Genomic DNA, 21,666 nt, shown 5'->3' with positions numbered 1-21,666 from the left:
TCTGCGCGAATCCTTTTAATCTGTGGCAAAAATTCGAGTAATTAGCGGCAAACAAAAATAATATTAGCCAAAAAGAATACTCGCAACATCTTCAATCTTTGCAACAAGTTCAATTTTGATTCCGGTATTTTTTAAAGCAATTTTGTTGTATTTCGAAACAAAGATGGTGTCAAAACCTAATTTTTCGGCTTCCTGAATGCGTTGATCTACGCGGTTTACAGGACGAATTTCGCCTGAAAGTCCAACTTCACCGGCAAAACAAAATCCTTTTCCAACCGGAATATCTTCGTTTGAAGATAAAATTGCGGCTACAACGGCTAAATCAATGGCAGGATCATCAACAGAAATTCCTCCGGTTACATTCAGGAAAACGTCTTTTGCGCCTAAACGAAATCCGGCTCTTTTTTCAAGTACAGCCAAAATCATATTTAAACGTTTAGCATTGTATCCTGTTGTGCTTCTTTGAGGTGTTCCGTAAACCGCGGTACTTACTAAAGACTGAATTTCGATCATAAGCGGACGCATGCCTTCGAGTGTAGTGGCAATTGCTGTTCCTGATAATTCTTCGTCTTTGTGAGAAATTAAAATTTCAGAAGGATTACTTACTTCACGAAGACCGCTTCCCAGCATTTCGTAAATTCCAAGTTCAGATGTTGAGCCAAAACGATTTTTTAGTGAACGTAAAATTCGGTAAATATGATTTCTGTCGCCTTCAAACTGAAGAACGGTATCAACCATATGTTCCAGAATTTTTGGTCCGGCAATATTTCCGTCTTTGGTAATGTGTCCAATTAAAATGACTGGAATATTGGTTTCTTTAGCAAATTTGATTAATTCGGCAGTAGTTTCTCTGATTTGAGAAATACTTCCGGCCGTAGATTCTATATAATCGGTATGCAGAGTTTGAATCGAATCGATAATTACGATTTCTGGTTCAATGGCTTCAATTTGTTTGAAAATATTTTGCGTTTTAGTTTCCGTTAAAATATAGCAGTTATCGCTATTTGGCGTTATTCTTTCGGCGCGCATTTTGATCTGCTTCTGACTTTCTTCGCCAGAAACATATAAAGTTTTATAAGGTAATTTTAATGATATTTGAAGTAAAAGTGTACTTTTTCCAATTCCCGGTTCTCCGCCCAAAAGTGTTAAAGATCCCGGAACAATGCCGCCGCCAAGAACACGATTTAATTCGCCGTCGGTAGTGTCCATGCGGATTTCCTGAGCCGAATCTATTTCGTTAATTTTTAAAGGTCTTGGCGCTTTACTAGTTGAGGTTGGCTCACTTTTCCAGGCAACTTTTTCCTGCTTTTGAATTATTTCTTCGGCAATTGTATTCCATTCTTTGCACGCATTGCATTGTCCCTGCCATTTAGAATACTGGGTTCCGCAATTTTGACAAAAAAAGGAAGTTTTAACTTTTGACATTATTTACTTTTTTTAGCAAGCGTATTCATTTCGTCAATTTTCTCATACATCAAATCTTTGTTCAAGTCTCCAATTGGCTCCATTTGTGAAGCATTTTGGTATTTTTTTGAAGCATGTTTAGGATCGCCCATTTTTTCGTACATCAAGCCTAATTCATATTCTCCTAACATGGCTTTTGGATAATTTACATTTCCAATTTCGGCCATTTTTCCTAATTCATCGTATGCGTTCTTTTTTAAAATAACATTTTCAATTACTTTAAAATCACTCATTCTTACCGGAATCTGAACGCCTAATATTTCTGACATAGTGTTGTATTTTTTTTCTAAATAATCAGCATAACCAGTTTCAAGAACGGCAATTTTATCGTTGTATTCTGCAGAATTTATAGGTCTGTATGCTTCAAATATTTGATACAATGCACTTGGTATAGAATGTAAAACTTCGGTGTAATGTGTTGCACCTTTAAAAACCTCGTATTTGTAATTTACTAACGGATTATTAGCAATTTTAATATTGCTGTTTAATTTTTCTATTGGTTCTTTTATTTTTTTGATATCACCTTCTCCTGCAGAAAGGTAATAGAATACCGGTTTTTGGATTTTAGCAAATTTTTCAGCAATACGAACTTCCATTTTTGGGGCAAGTTCCGGGCTTAAACAGATATATGCATTAAAAAGCGGATTTTCTTTATATAAATAAAAATTGGCAAAACTAGCTGTAACGTCGTGTCCGGCAATAATCCTGAAAGGCGATGTGCGGTATTTTTTCTCAACGTACGGAATTAGTTCTGCTCCAATGAATTCAAAAAACTTAGCTCCTTTTTCAAAAGGAAGTCCTTCGTTTTGATCTATTGTTGTGTCATCATAACGTTCTTCGTCTTTATTTTGATGAATTCCTATAATGATCATTTCCGGAATATCATCCCAATAAGATCCATAACTTACTGCTCCTGAAAACGGATCAAACAAATAATCTCCGTCTAATAAATACAAAACCGGATATTTTCTGTCTGATTTTGCATCGTAAGAAGCCGGAAGTCCAATGGTTATTCTTCTTTCTTCTCCGAGTTTTTCAGACTTAATATTGTCAAATTTTTTCTGTGCAAAAACAGATACGGAAATTAATGTAATCAGTAGGTAAACTTTTTTCATGATTTGTGGCATTTCAGTGAATTAAAAAGTATTGAAAATAGAGGGCAATATAATACTTTATTTGCTTTTTTGTTATTGGGGTTTTAAAAAAGCAATGATTTCTTACGTAAAGATATTTCGATTTATACAAAAGCAGATTTGTTTGTGCAAAAATGTTTTTGACAAAGCCTGAATTAAAGTAAGTTGGGTGTAGATTCTAAGTTAACGAATTATCGTTTTCATTTGGAAATATGATCCATGGTTTGAAGGTTTTTGCTTCTTCAAAATCAAGGGTTGCATACGAAATGATAATAATAATGTCGTCTTTTTGAACTTTTCTGGCAGCAGGACCGTTCAGGGTAATTTCACCTGAATTTTTTTCTCCTTTTATGGCGTAAGTTTCAAAACGTTCTCCATTATTAATGTTAACAATAGATACTTTTTCGCCTTCAATAATGTTTGAGGCTTCCAGCAGGGTTTCATCAATAGTAATACTGCCAATATAATTTAAATCAGCTCCAGTAACTTTTACTCGATGAATTTTTGATTTTATAACTTGAATTTGCATGCAGCAAAGGTAATTTAATTTAATGAAATGGTGTCAATTAACCTTATAGAATTAACAAATACCGCTATAAAGGCACGATATTTTTTGTCATTAATTTTATGATCAATTGGTAATAATGTAGATTCGTCAGCAATTACAAAATATTCGAGATCGAATCTTTCGTTGTTTTTAAATGAATCTTCAACAAATTTTATAGTTTCTTCGGGTGTGCTGTTTTGGAATATTTCCTTGGCTTCGGTTAAAACTTTGTAAATTATTGAAGCCTCTTTTCTTTCATCGGCAGAAAGACGTTCATTTCTGGAACTCATTGCCAGCTGGTTGTCTTCTCTAAAAATAGGGCAGCCCACAATATTTACTGGCAGATTGTTTTTTTCTACCAGTTTTTTAACAATTTGAAGCTGCTGAAAATCTTTTTCGCCAAAATAGGCATTTGTTGGAGTTACGATTTCAAATAAACGTTTTACAATAGTTCCAACTCCATTAAAATGTCCGGGACGAAATTTTCCTTCCATTTGATTTTCTAAACCGTCGAAATCAAAATCCTGCGAAACTGTGTTTCCTTCATAGATATCTTCAACAGATGGAGCGTATAAAATTATTTTATCGCTTAAACCTCGCATTTTTTTTACATCTTCTTCAAGAGTCCGCGGGTATTTATCAAGATCTTCAGGATTGTTAAATTGGGTTGGATTGACAAAAATACTTACAACAGTGTCGTCGTTTTCTTTAAGCGATCGCTGCATTAAAGCCAGATGTCCTTGGTGTAAAGCTCCCATTGTTGGGACAAATCCTATAGTCGAATTTGCGGTTTTGATAGTTTTTAAATAAGCTATCAGCGCTGCTTTACTGTAGAAAATATGCATGGCGGTATTATTAAAATTTAGTGCAAACATAATATATTAGTTATAAACTGCATAAAATTTTGTAATTTTGCGACGTTTTTATTACCAAAAATTAAGTAAAATACTATTATGAAAGATAAGAGGATATTATACGTATCATCTGAAGTCGTGCCGTATCTGGCTGAAAATGAGGTTTCTTTAATGTCTTACGACGTTCCTAAAATGATTAATGATCAGGGCGGTCAGATAAGAATTTTCATGCCAAGATATGGAAATATCAATGAGAGAAGACATCAATTGCATGAAGTAATCAGACTTTCAGGGATGAATTTGGTAGTGAATGATTTAGATATGCCATTGATTATCAAAGTCGCTTCAATTCCCAAAGAAAGAATTCAGGTTTATTTTATTGATAACGATGAGTATTTTAAACGTAAAGCAACCTTTGCTGATGAAGAAGGTGCTTTATATCCTGATAATGATGAGCGTGCCATATTTTTTGCAAAAGGTGTTGTTGAGACTGTGAAAAAATTAAACTGGGTTCCAGATATTATTCACGTTCACGGTTGGCTTGCTGCAATGCTTCCAATTTATATGAAGCATTATTATAAAAATGAAGCTTTGTTTAATGATACTAAAATTATTACCTCAGTTTACGGTCAGTCTTTTGATGAGAATTTAGATATGGAGATGATTAATAAGGTGAAATTTGATGGTGTTCCGCACGAATCAATTTCGGATCTTGAAACTCCAAACTACGAAAATATTTTAAAAGCCAGCATATTACATTCTGATGGTGTAGTTATAGCATCGCCAAATGTTTCGCCAAGTTTAACAAAATTTATAGAATCTTCAGGAAAACCTTTTTTACCTTTCGCCACGAAAGATGCATTCGCTGAAGCGTATACAAATTTCTACAGAACGTTTGGTCTTTAAAATTTAACTTTATTATTTAATATGTACAATACTTCTTTTTTTAAGAAAATTCTATTAGCAGCAACTGCTGTTTTTTTCTATTCCTGCGATAAAGATTTTAATGCAATTGGTGGAGATTTAATTGGGGATGATCATTTTGGGCTTGAGTCTGAAAAATATGATGTTATATCTTATAATCAAGAAGTTACTTCTGTACAGTCAAATGGATTACCTACAAGTGCTTTAGGTATTTACAATAATCCGGTTTTTGGAGAAACCACTGCAAATTATGTAACACAAGTTGCTCTTGCAGCATATGCGCCAAGTATTGGAGCAGATCCTGTTATTGAAAGTGCTGTATTAAGTATTCCTTATTTTAGTCATGTAACTGTAAATAATACAGATGGCAGTCATACTTATGAGTTAGATTCTATTTATGGGCCTGCTAACGGAAAATTGAAGTTAAGTGTATATGAGTCTGGATATCAAATGCGAAGCTCTTATCCTAGTAATGGTGTTGAATTACTTCAATATTATTACACTGCACAAAATTCTGTTTTTGATCAGGCGAAAGTTGGGGCACGTTTAAATGATGATGCAACGAAGCCATTTCAAAACGATCAATTCTTTTTTAGTGCCGAAGAATATAAAACAGTTACAAAAGATGATGCTGGTAAGGAAACAACAACTTATACAGCTCCAGAAATGCGTTTGAATTTGAACACTGCTTTTTTTCAGGAAAAAATCTTAAAGGCGGCATCGTCTAAATTAGCAAGTACCGACGTTTTTCAGGAATACTTCAGAGGATTATATTTTAATGTAGAAAAAGCAGCTGATGGAAGCCCGTCAAATATGGCTTTAATGGATTTTTCTAAAGGAAAAATTACCATTACTTATAAAGCTAAAACAGATATTACTACTGATGCACCTGAAACAACAGAAGAGAGAACGATTGTTGTTAATTTAGTAAATCCAACTAGTTCAGGCGGTACAGCAAATTTACTTCAGGATGTTAAGGATGCTAATTATTCAGCAGCTATAAGCTCTTCTAATGTTAACAAAACCGAAGGAGATGAGAGATTGTATTTAAAAGGAGGACAAGGATCTGCGGTTGTTATTAAGCTTAACGATTTTGTGTCTAAACTTGATGATATTCGAGCAAAAAACTGGAAGGTTAATGAAGCAAATTTGATTTTTAATATTGATTCTGAAAAAATGACGGGTGCTGATGAGCCTAAAAGAATCTATTTATACGATTTAACCAATAATGTTCCTCTAGCAGATTATTATGCAGATCAGTCTACAAGTTTGACGGCTGGAGACACTAAAGGAGCTAAACGAGTTTTTGGAGGCTTAATTAACCTTGATGCTAACAAAAGAGGAAAGACATATAAAATCACAGTTACAGAATATATTAGAAGTCTTATTAAAAGCACGACTGCTCAAAATGTTGATTTAGGACTGGTTGTTACAGAGAGCATTGGTATTACTGCTTCTAATTTTCTGGAAAATAGAATTGTACTTCAGCCAAACGAGTACTTTTCGCAAGTACCGAGAGCATCAATTATGAATCCGCTGGGTACAATTTTGTATGGTGGAAAATCTTCTGTCCCGGAAGATAAACGATTAAGGCTTGAGGTTTACTACACGAAACCAAATTAATTAATATATATGTGTGGAATTGTTGGATATATCGGTCACCGAGAGGCCTATCCTATTGTAATAAAAGGATTAAAGCGTCTTGAGTACAGAGGGTATGATAGTGCCGGCGTTATGTTGTACGATGACGAATCGGGCATAAAAGTTTGTAAAACAAAAGGAAAAGTTTTAGATCTTGAAGCTAAAGCACAAGAAGGATTTACTGTAAACGGAAATATTGGAATTGGACACACACGCTGGGCAACCCACGGTGTTCCAAATGATGTGAACTCCCATCCGCATCTTTCAAATTCTGGAGATTTGGTAATTATTCACAACGGAATTATAGAGAATTATGCACCGCTTAAAGAAGAATTAATTAAGCGTGGCTATACTTTTAAATCAGATACAGATACTGAGGTTTTGGTAAACCTGATTGAAGAAGTTCAGAAAAAAGAAAACATAAAACTTGGTAAAGCTGTCCAAATAGCTTTAAACCAAGTAGTAGGCGCGTATGCAATTGCTGTTTTTGATAAAAAAAATCCAAACGAAATTGTTGCTGCCAGATTAGGAAGTCCATTAGCTATTGGAGTAGGTGAAGGTGAGTATTTTATCGCTTCTGATGCTTCTCCGTTTATTGAGTATACTTCTAATGCAGTGTACTTAGAAGATGGTGAAATGGCAAATATTAGATTGCATAAGCCTCTTAAAATTAGAAAAATTAAAGATGATTCTTTAGTTGATCCTTATATTCAGGAACTTCAAATGAATTTGGAGCAGATCGAAAAAGGAGGTTACGATCATTTCATGTTAAAAGAGATCTATGAACAGCCAAGTGTTATTAAAGATACTTACAGAGGAAGACTTCATGCAAATGAAGGAATCGTTCAAATGGCTGGTGTTGAAGATAACATCGAAAAATTCTTAAATGCAAAACGTATTCTTATTGTAGCTTGCGGTACTTCATGGCACGCAGGTTTAGTAGCTGAATATATCTTTGAAGAGTTTACAAGAATTCCGGTTGAAGTAGAATATGCTTCTGAATTTAGATACAGAAACCCAATTATCAATAAAGATGATGTTGTAATTGCTATTTCTCAATCTGGAGAAACGGCTGATACAATGGCAGCTATTAAATTGGCTAAAGAAAACGGAGCGTTTGTATTTGGAGTTTGTAATGTAGTAGGTTCTTCTATTTCAAGAGAAAGTCACGCAGGTGCTTATACCCACGCGGGTCCGGAAATTGGAGTAGCTTCTACAAAAGCATTTACAACTCAAATCACAGTTTTAACTATGATTGCTTTGCGACTAGGTAAAGCAAAAGGAACTTTGTCAAATCCTGATTTTCATGCTTACTTACAAGAATTAGAATTAATTCCTGAAAAAGTATCTGAAGCTTTGGAGACTAATGATAGAGCAAAAGAAATTGCTGCTGCTTTTAAAGATGCACCAAACTGTCTTTATTTAGGTCGTGGTTATAATTTCCCGGTTGCATTAGAAGGAGCGTTAAAATTAAAAGAGATTTCATATATCCATGCTGAAGGTTATCCTGCGGCTGAAATGAAACACGGGCCTATTGCTTTAATTGATGAGCATATGCCGGTTATTGTTATTGCACCTAAACAAGGTCATTACGATAAAATTGTAAGTAATATTCAGGAAATTAAATCCAGAAGTGGTAAAATTATTGCCGTTGTAACTAAAGGTGACATCCAAGTACGCGAACTTGCTGATTATGTAATTGAAATTCCGGAAACTTCAGATGCATTATCACCGCTGATTACTACAATTCCTTTACAATTACTTTCTTACTACATTGCTGTAATGAGAGGTTGTAATGTCGATCAGCCTCGAAATCTGGCTAAATCGGTTACGGTAGAATAATATTTTAAATTATAAATAATGTTAAAAAAGCGAGATTTAGGTCTCGCTTTTTTTTATTGTCGAATTTTTTTTCTTGAGGGTGAATTTTTATTAAATATTTATAAAATTGATAAAAATTGTATGTATGCATAGTATTACTGATTATATAGTATCAATATTTTGATTTTAATACAAGAAATTTAATTACGAAATAGTTAAGATTGTTTTAAAAAATGTGGTGAAAGTTTGTTTTTTTTAACCTTTTTTTAATAATATTAAAATTATTTGTATTTTGGCTATATAAACTAACTAGTAACTAATCCAAAAACTTAACCCTAATGAGAGTCTACGTGCTAATTATGTTGTTGTTCAGCGGAATAACTTTTGCGCAGAATACAATTACAGGTTCTGTTACAGACAGTAACAAACAATCTATTCCTGGTGCTAATATTGTTGTGGTCGGAGAAAGCGGAGGAGCTTCCGCTGATTTTGACGGCTCGTTTAAATTAACAACCAATGCTAAATTTCCCTTGTCGATAAAAGTTTCGGCAGTTGGTTTTGAATCCAAAACAGTAAGTGTTACCGCAGCTAATCAAAAAGTAAATGTGGTTTTAAAAGATGAAGAAACCAAGCTTGACGAAATTGTAGTTTCGGCTTCGAGAACGCCTGAAAGAGTAATCGAGTCTCCAGTAACAATTGAAAGAATGGGAATTCAGGAGATTAAAAATACTACAGCAGCCACTTTTTATGATGGTTTAGAAAATTTAAAAGAAGTAAATTTCAATACGAGCAGTATTTCTTTTAAGTCAGTAAATACTCGTGGTTTTGCTACAGTTGCCAACACTCGTTTTATGCAGCTGGTAGATGGTATGGATAATTCTTCTCCTGCCTTAAACTTCGTGTTAGGAAACTTAATTGGTGTTTCAGATATTGATGTGGCAAGTGTAGAGCTTTTGCCGGGTGCTTCTTCTGCGCTTTATGGTGCAAATGCCTTTAACGGAATTATGTTTATGACCAGTAAAAGTCCGTTTACAAATGAAGGTATAAGTGTATATTATAAATATGGGCAAACAAGTCAGGATGCTGCTGGAACTAATGATTATAATGATTTTGGAATTAGAGCAGCAAAAGCATTTACAAAACATTTTGCAATGAAAGCTAACTTTACTTATATGGAAGCAAGTGAATGGATTGCAAATGACACAAGAAGTATGACTGGTGGTTCAATTGGGCATGCGATGAATCAGAATTATGACGGGTTAAATATTTATGGTGACGAGGTTACTACTTTTATTCCAAATGTTGGGCAGGTTAGTAGAACAGGTTATCGTGAACAGGATTTGACAGATAATAAAGTTCAGAGTATGAAAGCTGATTTCAGTGCACATATTAAACCTTGGGCAGATGATACAGAATTTATATTGCAATATAAAATAGGTACTGGAAGTACGATTTATCAAGGGGCAAACAGATATGCTTTAAAAGATTTCTTAATGCAGCAAGGTAAATTTGAAGTTAAAGGTAAAAACTTCTTTGGTAGAATATATTTTACAAGTGAAGATGCCGGAAACTCTTATGATATGAGATTTGCAGCGTGGAACGTAAACAGAGCTGCTAAATCAGATCAGGAATGGTTTACCAACTATGCAACTGCTTATCAATATGCAGGTGCGGTTATGGGAACAAATGCAAATGAATCTGCTTCTATCGCTAGAAACTTTGCAGACTATAATGTTTTGCCGGCGCAGATTTCATTTATTCCAAAGCCAACTGGTTCTGCTAGATTTGAACCGGGTTCAGCGCAGTTTAATAGTGCTTTGAAAACCGTTGTGGCAAATCCTGATTTAACACAAGGTGCAAAATTTATTGATCATTCAAAATTATATCATTCAGATGTGAATTATAATTTTAAAGATATTATTCAATGGGCAGAATTTCAGGTTGGAGGTTCTTGGAGAAAATATGTAATGGATTCTGAAGGAACAATTTTTACTGATTACGATGGTCCAATCGAATATAAAGAATATGGAGCTTATGCACAGATGCAGAAAAAATTCTTAGACGACAGATTAAAATTTACGGGATCTTTACGTTATGATAAAAGCCAGAATTTTGACGGAAATGTTTCTCCAAGAGTATCGTTTGTATACTCTGCAGGAGCAAACAAAAATCATAACTTTAGATTATCTTATCAAACAGGTTTCCGTAACCCAACTACACAAGATCAGTACATTGGTTTAGACTTAGGACCATTTGCATTAATTGGTTCTGCTCCGGAAAACTTAGATCGTTTTCAGGAAACTGTAAATGTAAGTGCAGCGGGACAGGCAATCGCTGGTCAGCCGGCAACTATTGGAATGTCTGGACAAAATGCATATCATAATGCATATACTGTGGCTTCAGTTCAGGCTTTTGCGGCTTCTTCAAATCCGGCAGATCTTCAAGTAGCAGATATTGGATTGGTAAAACCAGAACAAGTTCAGGCTTTTGAAGCAGGATATCGTACAGTAATTCAAAATGACTTATCAGTAGATTTGAATGCTTACTATAATATCTATAACGACTTTATGAATACTGCGAGAGTTATTTCTCCTTACTATGGTACAGTAGGTACAGATTCAAGTAATCCTGCGGTACAGCAAACATATCAGGCACTTGCTTTTGGAGACAGAAGAGTATATCAGGTGTATACTAATACAACAGCTCAGATATCTTCTTTTGGTGTTGGTGTAGGATTGGCAAAAAAAGTATATAAAGATTTTGAATTAGGCGTAAACTATAATTATTCTCAATTTGATTTCGATCAATCAGAAGATCCAGATTTCGTAGCTGGTTTTAATACTCCTAAACACAGAATCAAAGCTTCTTTAGGGAATGCAAAAGTGATTAAAAACTTAGGTTTTAATGTAAATGTTAGATGGAACTCTGAATATTTATGGGAATCTTCTTTTGGAGATGGAATGATTCCGGAGAATACAGTACTTGATGCTCAGGTAAATTATTCAATCCCAAAATGGAAATCAGTTGTTAAAGTTGGAGCAACAAATCTTTTCGGAAAAGATTATCTTCAGGTAATTGGAGCAGGTATGATTGGTCAAATGTGGTTTGCTTCTTGGACAATCAATCCATAAATGATTGTGAAGTAAAAATGAAAGAGATAATAATTTAAAAAGTACTACGATGAAAAAAAATATAAAAATGCTGTTATTGGTTTCTTTGACCTTTATGGCGGCTTGTAATAATGATGATAATAATGTTCCAGAGGAAGTTCCGGTAACTCCAGGTTCTGCAGTTTTTACAAAATATATAGCACTAGGTGATTCTTTTGCTGCGGGTTACAGTGATAATGCTTTGTTTAAAAAAGGACAAGAGAATTCGTATCCCAATATTTTAGCGCAGCAATTTGTGGCTGCCGGAGGAGGAGCTTTTGCGCAGCCTTTAATGAATGATAATATTGGAGGTTTGCTTTTAGGAGGAAATGTAGTTGCCGGTACACGTTTATCTTTTGATGGAGCAACTCAAACTCCAGTAAATGTTGCAGGAAAGCCCACTACAGAAGTTACTGTTCATCTTACAGGTTCGTTTAATAATTTAGGTGTTCCGGGGGCAAAAAGCTTTCACTTATTAGCGGCAAACTATGGTAATGTTGCCGGTGTAGCGACAGGAGCGGCAAACCCTTATTTTGCAAGATTTGCAAGTACGCCGTCAACAACAGTTTTAGCTGATGCCTTAGTGCAAGACCCTACCTTTTTCTCATTATTTATAGGAGGAAATGATGTTTTGGCCTATGCGACTTCTGGAGGAACAGGGAAAGATCAAACTGGAAATCCAAATCCGGCTACCTATGGATCAAATGATATTACAGATCCGGCAGTTTTTGCAAATGTTTACGGAAATTTAGTTACTGCTTTAACTGCTAAAGGAGCAAAAGGAGTTGTAGCAAATTTGCCATATATTACCGCTTTGCCTCATTTTACAACTGTGCCTTATAATCCGCTTACGGCTAAATCCATAGGTAAAAATAATGAAGCTGTAGGTTTGGCTAATATCAAAGCTCTAAATGCTCAGTTATATGGACCTTTAAAACAGGCATTGACGGCTTTTAATGCCGGAGATAGAATTAATTTGCTTTCTGAGACAGGCGCAAGTCCTTTATTGATAAAAGATGAAAGTCTGCCTAATTTGTCAGCTCAGTTAACTGCTGCATTTACTCCAACATTAGGCGCTCAAAACGCAGCTTTTTATGGTGCTGTTTTTGGGCAGGCCAGACAAGCTAAGGCTACTGATTTAGTTGTGCTGACAACAAGACCAGATATTGGTGCCGCGCCAACAGCTGCAAATTCCGGAATTGGAATTGCGCCGCCGGCTCCGCTAAATGCATTTGGAATCTCATATCCTTTACAAGATAAACATGTATTAATCCCGACAGAAATTACAGAGATTAAAAATGCAACAGATGCTTACAATACAACAATTGAAGCGGTTGCAAAAGAAAAAGGTCTGGCATTTGTTGATACAAGAGCAACTTTAACACAACTGGCAAATGGAGGAATCAGATTTGGGAACTTTACAATGAGTTCGTCTTTTGCAACAGGAGGAGCGTTTTCTCTTGATGGTGTACATCCAAGTGCAAGAGGTTATGGATTAATTGCTAATATTTTTATTGATGCGATTAATGCAAAGTATGGTTCGACGCTTCGTCATGTTGATTTAGGTGTCTATCCAATTCAATATCCAGCGACACTTCCATGATATCTGAAATAAAATCAATAAAAAAAACCGCTCATTTTTTAGAATGCAGCGGTTTTTTTCTTTTAATAAAAAAATGCTGTTTTTGTTATTTTTAAGGCCAGTTTTATGAATCAAACAAAATCATGCTGTTTTTTATGAAAAAAAAGTTGATTTTATATTTTAAAAAATTATCTTTGCGCTCTGAAAAAAGAGGTATTTTCGATAAACCTAAATAGCTATTTAATAAATACATAAGTAATGTCAAAAGTAATAGGAAAAGTTGCTCAAATCATTGGACCAGTAGTTGACGTAGTTTTCAACGGTAAAGATGTTGAACTTCCAAAAATTTATGATTCACTAGAAATCACTAAAAAAGATGGAACAATGCTAGTTCTAGAAGTACAATCTCATATTGGTGAAAACACTGTTCGTACCATTTCTATGGACTCAACAGATGGTTTAAGCAGAGGATATGAGGTAGTTGGAACTGGAAATCCAATCCAAATGCCAATCGGTCCAGATGTATATGGAAGATTATTCAATGTAATTGGAGATGCAATTGATGGTTTAGGAAACTTGCCAAAAACTGGAGAAAACGGTTTGTCAATTCACAGACCAGCTCCTAAATTCGAAGATTTATCAACTTCATCTGAAGTTTTATTTACAGGTATCAAAGTAATCGATTTGATTGAGCCTTATGCAAAAGGAGGTAAAATTGGATTGTTTGGTGGTGCTGGTGTTGGTAAAACAGTATTGATTCAGGAGTTGATCAACAATATCGCAAAAGGTCACGGTGGACTTTCAGTATTCGCTGGAGTAGGTGAAAGAACACGTGAAGGAAATGACTTGCTTCGTGAGATGTTAGAGTCAGGAATTATTAAATACGGTGATGATTTCATGCACTCTATGGAAAATGGAGGATGGGATTTATCTAAAGTAGATATGCCAGGAATGAGAGAGTCTAAAGCTACTTTCGTTTTCGGACAAATGAATGAGCCACCTGGAGCTCGTGCACGTGTGGCACTTTCAGGATTATCTATCGCTGAGTATTTCCGTGATGGAGCTGGATCAGACCAAGGAAAAGATGTATTATTCTTCGTTGATAACATCTTCCGTTTTACACAAGCAGGTTCTGAAGTATCAGCACTTTTAGGACGTATGCCTTCTGCAGTAGGTTACCAGCCAACTCTAGCAACAGAAATGGGTGCTATGCAAGAGCGTATTACTTCTACAAACAAAGGATCTATTACATCTGTACAGGCGGTTTACGTTCCTGCGGATGACTTAACTGACCCGGCACCGGCAACAACTTTCGCGCACTTAGATGCAACAACTGTATTGTCTCGTAAAATTGCTGAGTTAGGTATCTATCCTGCGGTTGACCCGTTAGATTCTACTTCAAGAATTTTAACTCCACACATCTTAGGTGATGAGCACTACAACTGTGCACAAAGAGTAAAAGAAATTCTTCAAAAATACAAACAATTACAGGATATCATCGCTATCTTAGGTATGGAAGAGTTATCTGAAGAAGATAAACTTTCTGTATCAAGAGCACGTCGTGTACAACGTTTCTTGTCTCAGCCATTCCACGTAGCAGAGCAATTTACAGGTATTCCAGGTGTATTAGTAGATATTAAAGATACTATCAAAGGATTTAACATGATTATCGATGGTGAGTTAGATCACCTTCCAGAAGCGGCTTTCAACTTGAAAGGTTCTATTCAAGATGCAATCGAAGCTGGAGAGAAAATGTTAGCTGAAGCATAATCAAGCGAAGCTTGATCAACATCAAAAATAAAATTCCAAATTCCAAAATTGGGATTTGGAATTTTTTTATAATTTGAATTTTAAAAAACAGTTATGATTTTAGATATAGTATCACCAGAAGCAAAATTATTCTCAGGAACTGTAACATCTGTTACTTTGCCTGGAGTTGATGGAAGCTTTCAGATTTTGAATAATCACGCTCCTATTGTTTCTATTCTAGAAAAAGGAACTGTAAAAATTACAGCGCCAAGTTTTAATTTTTCTAAAGAAACAGCAGATAAATTTACGAGAGTTAACGACCAAACTTATACATTAGAGATTACGTCAGGTACAATCGAAATGAAAGACAATAAAATAATTGTTTTAGTTGACTAAACAATTCGACAAATATGATAAAGCCAAACAGAAATGTTTGGCTTTTTTTATGGTTTAAAATGAAAGAAAATTTTTGAAAATGCACTTTGAATAAATTGATAACCAAAACGATATCTGTCAGAAAATTAACAAAATACATTAAAAAGCAATTTAAAAAATTGTAATATTTTACTGCATATATATTACGTTTGTAAGTGTATTAACATTTAAAAAAATAATAGTATGAAAAAAGTTTTTTTAGGAATGCTGCTTATCGCATTAGGTTTTGGGACAATGTCTCTAACTATAAGTTCTGATAATGTTATTAAAGCTTCAAACTGTCAAAAAGAAATTGAAGCAGACAATCTCGCAGCCGGACCAACATTTACGGCTCCTTGGCTTGGAGATTGTTGTGAATCGCCACTTGTTGCCATTCATCGCGACATTGTTAACCGTGGCTATAATCCGGCGACTACCAATTACACGATTAATAGTGTTGGCACGAATACCGTTACTTATACAATTTATTAATAAATTAGATAAAGCTTTATTTAATTTATGAGCTTGAAAATAGTCAAACAGTAATGTTTGGCTTTTTTTTATTTTTGACAAATGAAAGATCAGCAATCAGATGTGTTAGTATATACTACAAAAAGACCATTTTGGCATTTTCTGCTGGCTTTACCTCTTTATTTTTTTACCATTTCAATGTCATTGAAAATGTTTAACCTCTTTTGTGAAAACAAATTCATGAGCGGTTTAAAATTTACTACAGCGGTATTTTTTATGTTTGTTTGTGCGGCAGGATTAACTTTTACAAAAAGAGTTTATACAAATGCCAATGCCAAGACAGTGAGTTTTGCTTTTACTTTATTTCAAATACCACTTTGTAAAAAAATCGTATTTAAGAATGTCCAGTATGTATCGGTTTATAAAAATTATGCCGATAGAGATTTTGAAATTCAAATTTGGATTTCAGAAACAAAAAAAGAATCTGTTTCCGTCCATTTAAACAGCAAGCCGGCTTTTTATCTCGCATCTAAAATTGCTGAAGGCTTCGAAGTTGATTTACTTGATGCAACAGAAAAAGGTAATTTTAAATGGGTTGAAAAAGAAAATGAAAATCAAAAACTTTAGATGTAAGTTTTTGTAACAACTTTTTCAATTCATGCTTTTAAAAATATTTCTTACTTTTGAAGTATTAAAATCTCTTTATAAAATATTGATTCTATTATAAAAGCTCAGTAAGCTTTTATGTTTTCGCTTTACAACTTGTATTAAAGCGAGAATTATTTATGTCAAATTTTATAGAGAATAATTATGAAAAATATATTAAAAGCAGCCGTTTTAGGCGGTGGTGGAAGAATTGGAAAATATCTTGTAAACCAGTTATTAGAACAAGGATTCAGCTTAAAAGTTTTACTTAGAAATCCTGACAACTTCGAAATTCAAAATTCAAATATTGAAATTATTAAGGGCGATGCTCTCGATTTTGAAATCATAAAATTATTGCTAAATGACTGTCAGGCTGTTATAAGCACTATCGGGCAGAGAAAAGATGAACCTTTGGTTGCAAGTGCATTTACAAAAAATGTGTTGAAGGCCATGAAAGAATATAATATAGATCGTTATGTACTTTTGGCCGGACTGAACATTGACACTCCATTTGATAAAAAAAGCCAGAAAACAACTATGGCGACTGATTGGATGAAAGCTAATTTTCCAATAATTCAGGAAGATCGTCAAAAAGCCTACAGCCTTTTAGAAGAAAGTGATGTAAACTGGACACAAGTTCGAGTGCCTTTTATTGAGTTTTCAGATAACAGTTCTGAAATTGCAGTTAGTATTGAAGATTGTTTGGGAGATAAAATCAGCGCTTTTGATATTGCTGTTTTTATGACTAAAGAAATGACGGAATCTAAATACAAAAGGCAGTCACCTTTTATAAGTAATATTTAATACATAAAATAACAGCGGGAACTTCTAAACCCGCTGTTTGTTTTTATCAAAATTCAATTTCATAACTTTGTTTTATGAACTTACCAGAAAACCTTAATCAAAAGTTAGTAAAGCGGGTACAGAATAATTCGCTTAGAAAACTTCCTGTGTTTAATAATCTCATTGATTTTTCTTCTAATGATTATATTGGTTTTTCAAAATCAGAATCGATCTTTAAGTTAACTCACACTTATTTGCTCGAAAATGAAATTTTTCAAAACGGTGCAACGGGCTCCAGATTAATTTCGGGAAATCATTCATTGTATCAAATTGCAGAAGATTTTATTTCGCAGTTTCACGATGCAGAATCGGCTTTAATTTTTAATTCGGGCTACGATGCCAATTTGGGTTTTTTTAGCGCTGTACCACAAAGAAATGATGTTATTTTGTATGATGAGTTAAGTCATGCTTCCATTAGAGATGGAATTACAATGTCAAATGCAAAATCGTATAAATTCAATCATAACGACTTTGAAGATTTAGAACATTTAATTCTCAAATTTCCGGATACAAATATTTACATAGTTACAGAAACTGTCTTTTCTATGGATGGCGACAGTCCGAATTTAGAAGAGCTGGTTCTGCTTTCTGAAAAATACAATTGTTATCTGGTTGTTGATGAAGCACACACTCTGGGAGTATTTGGTGAAAAAGGCGAAGGACTCACGCAGTATTTAAATCTGCATAGCAGAATTTTTGCCAGAATTATGACTTTTGGAAAAGGTTTAGGCTGTCATGGTGCAGTTGTTCTTGGAAGTCCTGGGCTTAAAGAATATCTTATAAACTTTGCCCGAAGTTTTATTTATACGACTGGGTTATCTCCTCATTCTGTTGCCACAATTTTAACAGCATATCAGCAGTTAGAAATAGAAAAAGATGCCATTCAAAAATTGCGGGAGAATATTATTTTTTTCAATCAGCAGAAAAACTTATTAGGATTAAAACCAATATTTGTGCGTAGTAAATCAGCAATTCAATCTGCCATTGTTCAGGGAAATGAAAATGTAAAAAAACTGGCACAGCAATTACAAGATAAAGGTTTTGATGTAAAACCCATACTTTCTCCTACGGTTCCTGAAGGTCAGGAACGTTTGCGCTTTTGCATTCACAGTTATAATTCTGAAGATGAAATCAGGCAGATTTTAGAATTGTTACGAGATTTTATTTATTAAGATTTATGGATCAAGATTTTAAATTGATTAGACGTTATCAATATTCTTCTGAGGCTTTAATTTTTCAGGGTAAACTTGAATCAGAAGGTATTCAGGTTTTTGCCAGAGATATTAATACCATTAATTCAAATCCTTTATTGAGTAATGCAATAGGCGGTGTTAAGCTTTTTGTTAAGGCCGAAGATTATGAAAAAGCAAGTAAAGTCCTTTCAGAAGAAATCAGTAAATTTTCATTGGATGAAAATAATAACCTGATTAAATGTCCAAAATGTGGTGCGGAAGAAATAGAAATGGTTACTTCGATTAAAGATGTAAAGAGACTTTTTGCTTTTATTCTCTTATTGTATTTTGCAATGATGCCTCTTAAATCTAAACACAAATATAAATGTTCTAAATGTTCCTTTGAGTTTAATTAATTCTTTCGAATTAGAATATATAATCTTCAAAATGAAAAAAATAGTAAAACTGTTTATAGTATTTGCAATTACTTTCTTCAGTATAAAAGTTCAGGCACAATCTAGATCTCAAAAATTAGAAAACTCTCTTTTGTGGGAAGTTTCAGGAAATGGACTTTCGAAACCTTCTTATTTATACGGTACAATCCATATGATTTGTTCTTCGGATTATTTTTTAACAGATAAAACTAAGAAAGCTTTTGAATCTTCAGAAAAATTAATGCTCGAAATTAACTTTTCAGATCCAAAAGAAATGTCTGAAATGCGGCAACTGGCAATGGGAAAAGAACCGTTGAGTAAAAAATTAAACCCGGAACAATTAACAAAACTGAATGCTATTTTGAAAAAAACTACCGGAATGACAGTACAGCAGGTTGATAGTTTTAGTCTGTTGACTGTTATGAGTTTGATTTCTATGAAAACCTTTGGCTGTTTAGATTTAAAATTTTATGAAATGGAATTTATAGAACAGGCGAAAAAGAGAAATATCGAAATTGGCGGACTTGAATCTGTAAAAGAACAATTTGGAATACTTGAAAACGCTTATACAAATGACGAAATGATTGCTATGCTTGAGGAATCAACTTCTGATGAAACGAGTAAATTAGTTTCGACTTATAAAACTGAAAATATAGATTCATTATATGAAGTTACAACAGATGAAAAGTTTACAAGTCAAAAAACAAAAAAGATCATTTTAGATGAAAGAAATCTAAATTGGGTTAAAAAAATGCCTGAATTAATGAAAAAGCAAAGTATTTTTTTTGCGATAGGATCAGCTCATTTAGGTGGAGATTTTGGCGTTATCAATTTGCTTAGAAAAGCCGGATATACTGTTAAACCCATTTTGAATTAAGATAAATCTATGAAAATATTCGTTACAGGAATTTCGACCGATGTTGGAAAAACAATTGCTTCGTCTATAATTGTCGAAGCTTTAGAAGCTGATTATTGGAAACCAATTCAGGCTGGAGATTTAGATAATTCGGACAGCCATAAAGTTCAGATTCGAATTTCGAACCAAAAAACTCAGATTTTTGAGAACAGTTATCAATTACATACTCCGGCAAGTCCGCATTTTGCAGCAGAAATTGATAGAATAAAAATTGAATTAAATCAGATAAAAGAACCCCAAACAAAAAATCATTTAGTAATTGAAGGCGCAGGAGGCATTTTTGTTCCGTTAAACGAAAATGAAACCATTATCGATTTAATAAAACCGGATTATAAAGTTGTTGTAGTTTCCAGACATTATTTGGGAAGTATAAATCATACTTTATTAACTATTGAAGCAATTCAGAACCGAGGATTTGAAGTCGCTGGAATTATCTTCAGCGGAAGCGAAAACAAATCAACCGAAGAATTAATTTTGAATAAAACCAAAGTAAAAAACATTGGAAGAATTGATGAAGAACCGTATTTCGATCAAAATGTAATTAAAGAATATGCAGATTTGTTTCGAAATACTCTGCTTTCATTGGAAAACTAAATCTGTAATATTATATCGATGACTTTAACAGAAAAAGACAGCCAATATCTTTGGCATCCTTATACACAGCATAAAACATCTCAAACTCCAATAGCTATTACAAAAGCTGAAGGAGCATTGTTGTGGGATGAAAATGGAAAAGAATATATTGATGCAATTGCTTCGTGGTGGGTAAATCCATTTGGGCATAGTAACAAAATTATAGCCGATGCTGTTTATAAACAACTGACAACTTTAGAACATGTTTTGTTTGGAGGTTTTACACATGAACCAGCAGTAAAAGTGGCTGAAAAGCTAATGGAGATTCTTCCTGAAAATCAGCAGAAAATCTTCTTTTCAGATAATGGTTCGACTGCTGTTGAAGTGGCGATAAAAGTTGCGCTTCAGTATTTTTTTAATAAAAATGAAAAGCGAACTACTATTATTGCTTTTGAAAATGCTTTTCACGGAGATACTTTTGCGGCAATGGCTGCAAGCGGAATTTCATTTTATACACAGGCTTTTCAGGGAATGTTTATAGATGTTGTCCGAATTCCGGTGCCAGTAAAAGGGCAGGAGCAGACAAGTTTTGAAGCTTTGGAAAGTGCTATTAAGAATAATAATTGCGCTGGATTTATTTTTGAACCTTTAGTGCTGGGAGCGGCCGGAATGGTTATGTATGAACCAGAAGCTTTGGCAAAACTGATTCAAATTTGTAAAAAAAATAATGTCTTGACAATTGCAGATGAAGTAATGACCGGTTTTGGAAAAACGGGAAAAACTTTCGCGATGGATTATGTATCTGAACAACCAGATATGATCTGCCTTTCTAAAGCATTAACCGGCGGCACAATCCCAATGGCGATTACAACATTTACTCAGGATATTTTCGATGCATTTTACGATGACGATATTAATAAAGCATTATTTCACGGACATACATTTACAGCAAATCCAACAGGCTGTGCTGCGGTTTTAGCCAGTATTGATTTACTGCAGACCAGTGTAATGCAAAATAATATTGAAAGAATAAATGAAAAACATTTAGAATTTCAAAAGAAAATCGAAAAGCATCCAAAGGTAATCACAGCAAGAACTTTGGGCGTTATTTTTGCGGTTGAAATAAAATCAAATTCAGAAGAAAGCTATTACGGATCGATGCGTACAAAACTGTATAATTTTTTTATTGATAAAGGACTCGTTTTGAGACCAGTTGGAAATATTGTTTACATTCTGCCTCCTTATATAATGACAAATGAACAGCTTCAAAAAGTTTATAATACAATTGAAGAGGCTATAGAAATGGTTTAGAAAGTCCGAACTTTTTGAGGAGA

At 34.0% G+C, this 21,666-nt stretch carries 19 protein-coding genes; 15 read left to right on the top strand and 4 right to left on the bottom strand.

What is annotated here, in order from left to right:
* Window positions 1-63 precede the first annotated feature (63 nt).
* From radA to panC, 4 genes are all read right to left on the bottom strand, one after another.
* On the bottom strand, window positions 64-1,425 hold the full coding sequence (gene radA / locus ABD859_RS04590; RefSeq protein WP_345140883.1) for a DNA repair protein RadA: 1,362 nt from the start codon (window positions 1,423-1,425) through the stop codon (window positions 64-66).
* Window positions 1,425-2,579 (bottom strand): alpha/beta hydrolase, encoded by a 1,155-nt coding sequence (locus tag ABD859_RS04585; protein WP_345140880.1) that lies wholly within the window; start codon window positions 2,577-2,579, stop codon window positions 1,425-1,427. The genes radA and ABD859_RS04585 overlap by 1 nt, the downstream gene beginning before the upstream one ends.
* A gap of 196 nt (window positions 2,580-2,775) precedes the next feature.
* Entirely contained in the window at window positions 2,776-3,126 is a 351-nt protein-coding gene (gene panD / locus ABD859_RS04580; protein WP_008465481.1) for an aspartate 1-decarboxylase, read from the bottom strand.
* A 14-nt stretch (window positions 3,127-3,140) separates the two neighbouring features.
* Window positions 3,141-4,019 carry a pantoate--beta-alanine ligase gene (panC, locus tag ABD859_RS04575; RefSeq protein WP_345140876.1) on the bottom strand — a complete coding sequence of 293 codons (879 nt, stop codon included), beginning with the start codon at window positions 4,017-4,019 and terminating at the stop codon, window positions 3,141-3,143.
* Window positions 4,020-4,097: 78 nt separating this feature from the next.
* On the opposite strand from panC, the gene ABD859_RS04570 reads away from it, so the two are divergent.
* The 15 genes from ABD859_RS04570 to bioA all read left to right on the top strand — a co-directional run bounded on the left by ABD859_RS04570 (window position 4,098) and on the right by bioA (window position 21,643).
* Window positions 4,098-4,904, top strand: coding sequence for a glycogen/starch synthase (locus tag ABD859_RS04570; protein WP_012022912.1), 807 nt, complete (start codon window positions 4,098-4,100; stop codon window positions 4,902-4,904).
* A gap of 21 nt (window positions 4,905-4,925) precedes the next feature.
* Entirely contained in the window at window positions 4,926-6,545 is a 1,620-nt protein-coding gene (bamH, locus tag ABD859_RS04565; protein WP_345140872.1) for a BamH family beta-barrel-assembly machinery protein, read from the top strand.
* Window positions 6,546-6,554: 9 nt separating this feature from the next.
* The gene (glmS, locus tag ABD859_RS04560) at window positions 6,555-8,405 is read left to right on the top strand and encodes a glutamine--fructose-6-phosphate transaminase (isomerizing) (protein WP_345140869.1); all 1,851 of its coding nucleotides are present in this window, start codon (window positions 6,555-6,557) and stop codon (window positions 8,403-8,405) included.
* A gap of 317 nt (window positions 8,406-8,722) precedes the next feature.
* Window positions 8,723-11,515: a TonB-dependent receptor gene (locus tag ABD859_RS04555; protein WP_345140866.1), complete on the top strand. Its 2,793-nt coding sequence runs from the start codon at window positions 8,723-8,725 to the stop codon at window positions 11,513-11,515.
* 49 nt (window positions 11,516-11,564) lie between these two features.
* Window positions 11,565-13,136, top strand: a complete 1,572-nt coding sequence (locus ABD859_RS04550) for a G-D-S-L family lipolytic protein (protein WP_345140863.1) — start codon at window positions 11,565-11,567, stop codon at window positions 13,134-13,136.
* A gap of 237 nt (window positions 13,137-13,373) precedes the next feature.
* Complete coding sequence (gene atpD, locus ABD859_RS04545; protein WP_345140860.1) at window positions 13,374-14,885, top strand: F0F1 ATP synthase subunit beta; 1,512 nt, start codon at window positions 13,374-13,376, stop codon at window positions 14,883-14,885.
* Window positions 14,886-14,978: 93 nt separating this feature from the next.
* Entirely contained in the window at window positions 14,979-15,260 is a 282-nt protein-coding gene (locus ABD859_RS04540; RefSeq protein ID WP_345140857.1) for a F0F1 ATP synthase subunit delta/epsilon, read from the top strand.
* Between the two features lie 222 nt (window positions 15,261-15,482).
* Window positions 15,483-15,770 (top strand): hypothetical protein, encoded by a 288-nt coding sequence (locus ABD859_RS04535; protein WP_345140854.1) that lies wholly within the window; start codon window positions 15,483-15,485, stop codon window positions 15,768-15,770.
* Between the two features lie 81 nt (window positions 15,771-15,851).
* Entirely contained in the window at window positions 15,852-16,376 is a 525-nt protein-coding gene (locus ABD859_RS04530) for a hypothetical protein (RefSeq protein ID WP_345140851.1), read from the top strand.
* Window positions 16,377-16,559: 183 nt separating this feature from the next.
* On the top strand, window positions 16,560-17,198 hold the full coding sequence (locus ABD859_RS04525) for an NAD(P)-dependent oxidoreductase (RefSeq protein WP_345140848.1): 639 nt from the start codon (window positions 16,560-16,562) through the stop codon (window positions 17,196-17,198).
* A 74-nt stretch (window positions 17,199-17,272) separates the two neighbouring features.
* A complete protein-coding gene (locus tag ABD859_RS04520; RefSeq protein ID WP_345140846.1) occupies window positions 17,273-18,409 on the top strand; it encodes an aminotransferase class I/II-fold pyridoxal phosphate-dependent enzyme in 1,137 nt (378 codons plus the stop codon).
* A gap of 5 nt (window positions 18,410-18,414) precedes the next feature.
* Window positions 18,415-18,825: a putative signal transducing protein gene (locus ABD859_RS04515; RefSeq protein ID WP_345140844.1), complete on the top strand. Its 411-nt coding sequence runs from the start codon at window positions 18,415-18,417 to the stop codon at window positions 18,823-18,825.
* A gap of 31 nt (window positions 18,826-18,856) precedes the next feature.
* Window positions 18,857-19,720 (top strand): TraB/GumN family protein, encoded by an 864-nt coding sequence (locus ABD859_RS04510; RefSeq protein ID WP_345140841.1) that lies wholly within the window; start codon window positions 18,857-18,859, stop codon window positions 19,718-19,720.
* A gap of 9 nt (window positions 19,721-19,729) precedes the next feature.
* Window positions 19,730-20,353, top strand: coding sequence for a dethiobiotin synthase (bioD, locus tag ABD859_RS04505; RefSeq protein ID WP_345140838.1), 624 nt, complete (start codon window positions 19,730-19,732; stop codon window positions 20,351-20,353).
* 18 nt (window positions 20,354-20,371) lie between these two features.
* Window positions 20,372-21,643, top strand: coding sequence for an adenosylmethionine--8-amino-7-oxononanoate transaminase (bioA, locus tag ABD859_RS04500; protein ID WP_345140835.1), 1,272 nt, complete (start codon window positions 20,372-20,374; stop codon window positions 21,641-21,643).
* Window positions 21,644-21,666 lie beyond the last annotated feature (23 nt).

Source organism: Flavobacterium ginsengiterrae (genome assembly GCF_039539785.1).
GTDB lineage: Bacteria > Bacteroidota > Bacteroidia > Flavobacteriales > Flavobacteriaceae > Flavobacterium > Flavobacterium ginsengiterrae.
This window is presented reverse-complemented; position numbering and strand designations above follow the sequence as displayed.

What these genes read in the sequence shown, in the direction of transcription:
- radA (WP_345140883.1), bottom strand. Translation starts at nt 1,425, where the DNA reads ATGTCAAAAGTTAAAACTTCCTTTTTTTGTCAAAATTGCGGAACCCAG.
- ABD859_RS04585 (WP_345140880.1), bottom strand. Translation starts at nt 2,579, where the DNA reads ATGAAAAAAGTTTACCTACTGATTACATTAATTTCCGTATCTGTTTTT.
- panD (WP_008465481.1), bottom strand. Translation starts at nt 3,126, where the DNA reads ATGCAAATTCAAGTTATAAAATCAAAAATTCATCGAGTAAAAGTTACT.
- panC (WP_345140876.1), bottom strand. Translation starts at nt 4,019, where the DNA reads ATGTTTGCACTAAATTTTAATAATACCGCCATGCATATTTTCTACAGT.
- ABD859_RS04570 (WP_012022912.1), top strand. Translation starts at nt 4,098, where the DNA reads ATGAAAGATAAGAGGATATTATACGTATCATCTGAAGTCGTGCCGTAT.
- bamH (WP_345140872.1), top strand. Translation starts at nt 4,926, where the DNA reads ATGTACAATACTTCTTTTTTTAAGAAAATTCTATTAGCAGCAACTGCT.
- glmS (WP_345140869.1), top strand. Translation starts at nt 6,555, where the DNA reads ATGTGTGGAATTGTTGGATATATCGGTCACCGAGAGGCCTATCCTATT.
- ABD859_RS04555 (WP_345140866.1), top strand. Translation starts at nt 8,723, where the DNA reads ATGAGAGTCTACGTGCTAATTATGTTGTTGTTCAGCGGAATAACTTTT.
- ABD859_RS04550 (WP_345140863.1), top strand. Translation starts at nt 11,565, where the DNA reads ATGAAAAAAAATATAAAAATGCTGTTATTGGTTTCTTTGACCTTTATG.
- atpD (WP_345140860.1), top strand. Translation starts at nt 13,374, where the DNA reads ATGTCAAAAGTAATAGGAAAAGTTGCTCAAATCATTGGACCAGTAGTT.
- ABD859_RS04540 (WP_345140857.1), top strand. Translation starts at nt 14,979, where the DNA reads ATGATTTTAGATATAGTATCACCAGAAGCAAAATTATTCTCAGGAACT.
- ABD859_RS04535 (WP_345140854.1), top strand. Translation starts at nt 15,483, where the DNA reads ATGAAAAAAGTTTTTTTAGGAATGCTGCTTATCGCATTAGGTTTTGGG.
- ABD859_RS04530 (WP_345140851.1), top strand. Translation starts at nt 15,852, where the DNA reads ATGAAAGATCAGCAATCAGATGTGTTAGTATATACTACAAAAAGACCA.
- ABD859_RS04525 (WP_345140848.1), top strand. Translation starts at nt 16,560, where the DNA reads ATGAAAAATATATTAAAAGCAGCCGTTTTAGGCGGTGGTGGAAGAATT.
- ABD859_RS04520 (WP_345140846.1), top strand. Translation starts at nt 17,273, where the DNA reads ATGAACTTACCAGAAAACCTTAATCAAAAGTTAGTAAAGCGGGTACAG.
- ABD859_RS04515 (WP_345140844.1), top strand. Translation starts at nt 18,415, where the DNA reads ATGGATCAAGATTTTAAATTGATTAGACGTTATCAATATTCTTCTGAG.
- ABD859_RS04510 (WP_345140841.1), top strand. Translation starts at nt 18,857, where the DNA reads ATGAAAAAAATAGTAAAACTGTTTATAGTATTTGCAATTACTTTCTTC.
- bioD (WP_345140838.1), top strand. Translation starts at nt 19,730, where the DNA reads ATGAAAATATTCGTTACAGGAATTTCGACCGATGTTGGAAAAACAATT.
- bioA (WP_345140835.1), top strand. Translation starts at nt 20,372, where the DNA reads ATGACTTTAACAGAAAAAGACAGCCAATATCTTTGGCATCCTTATACA.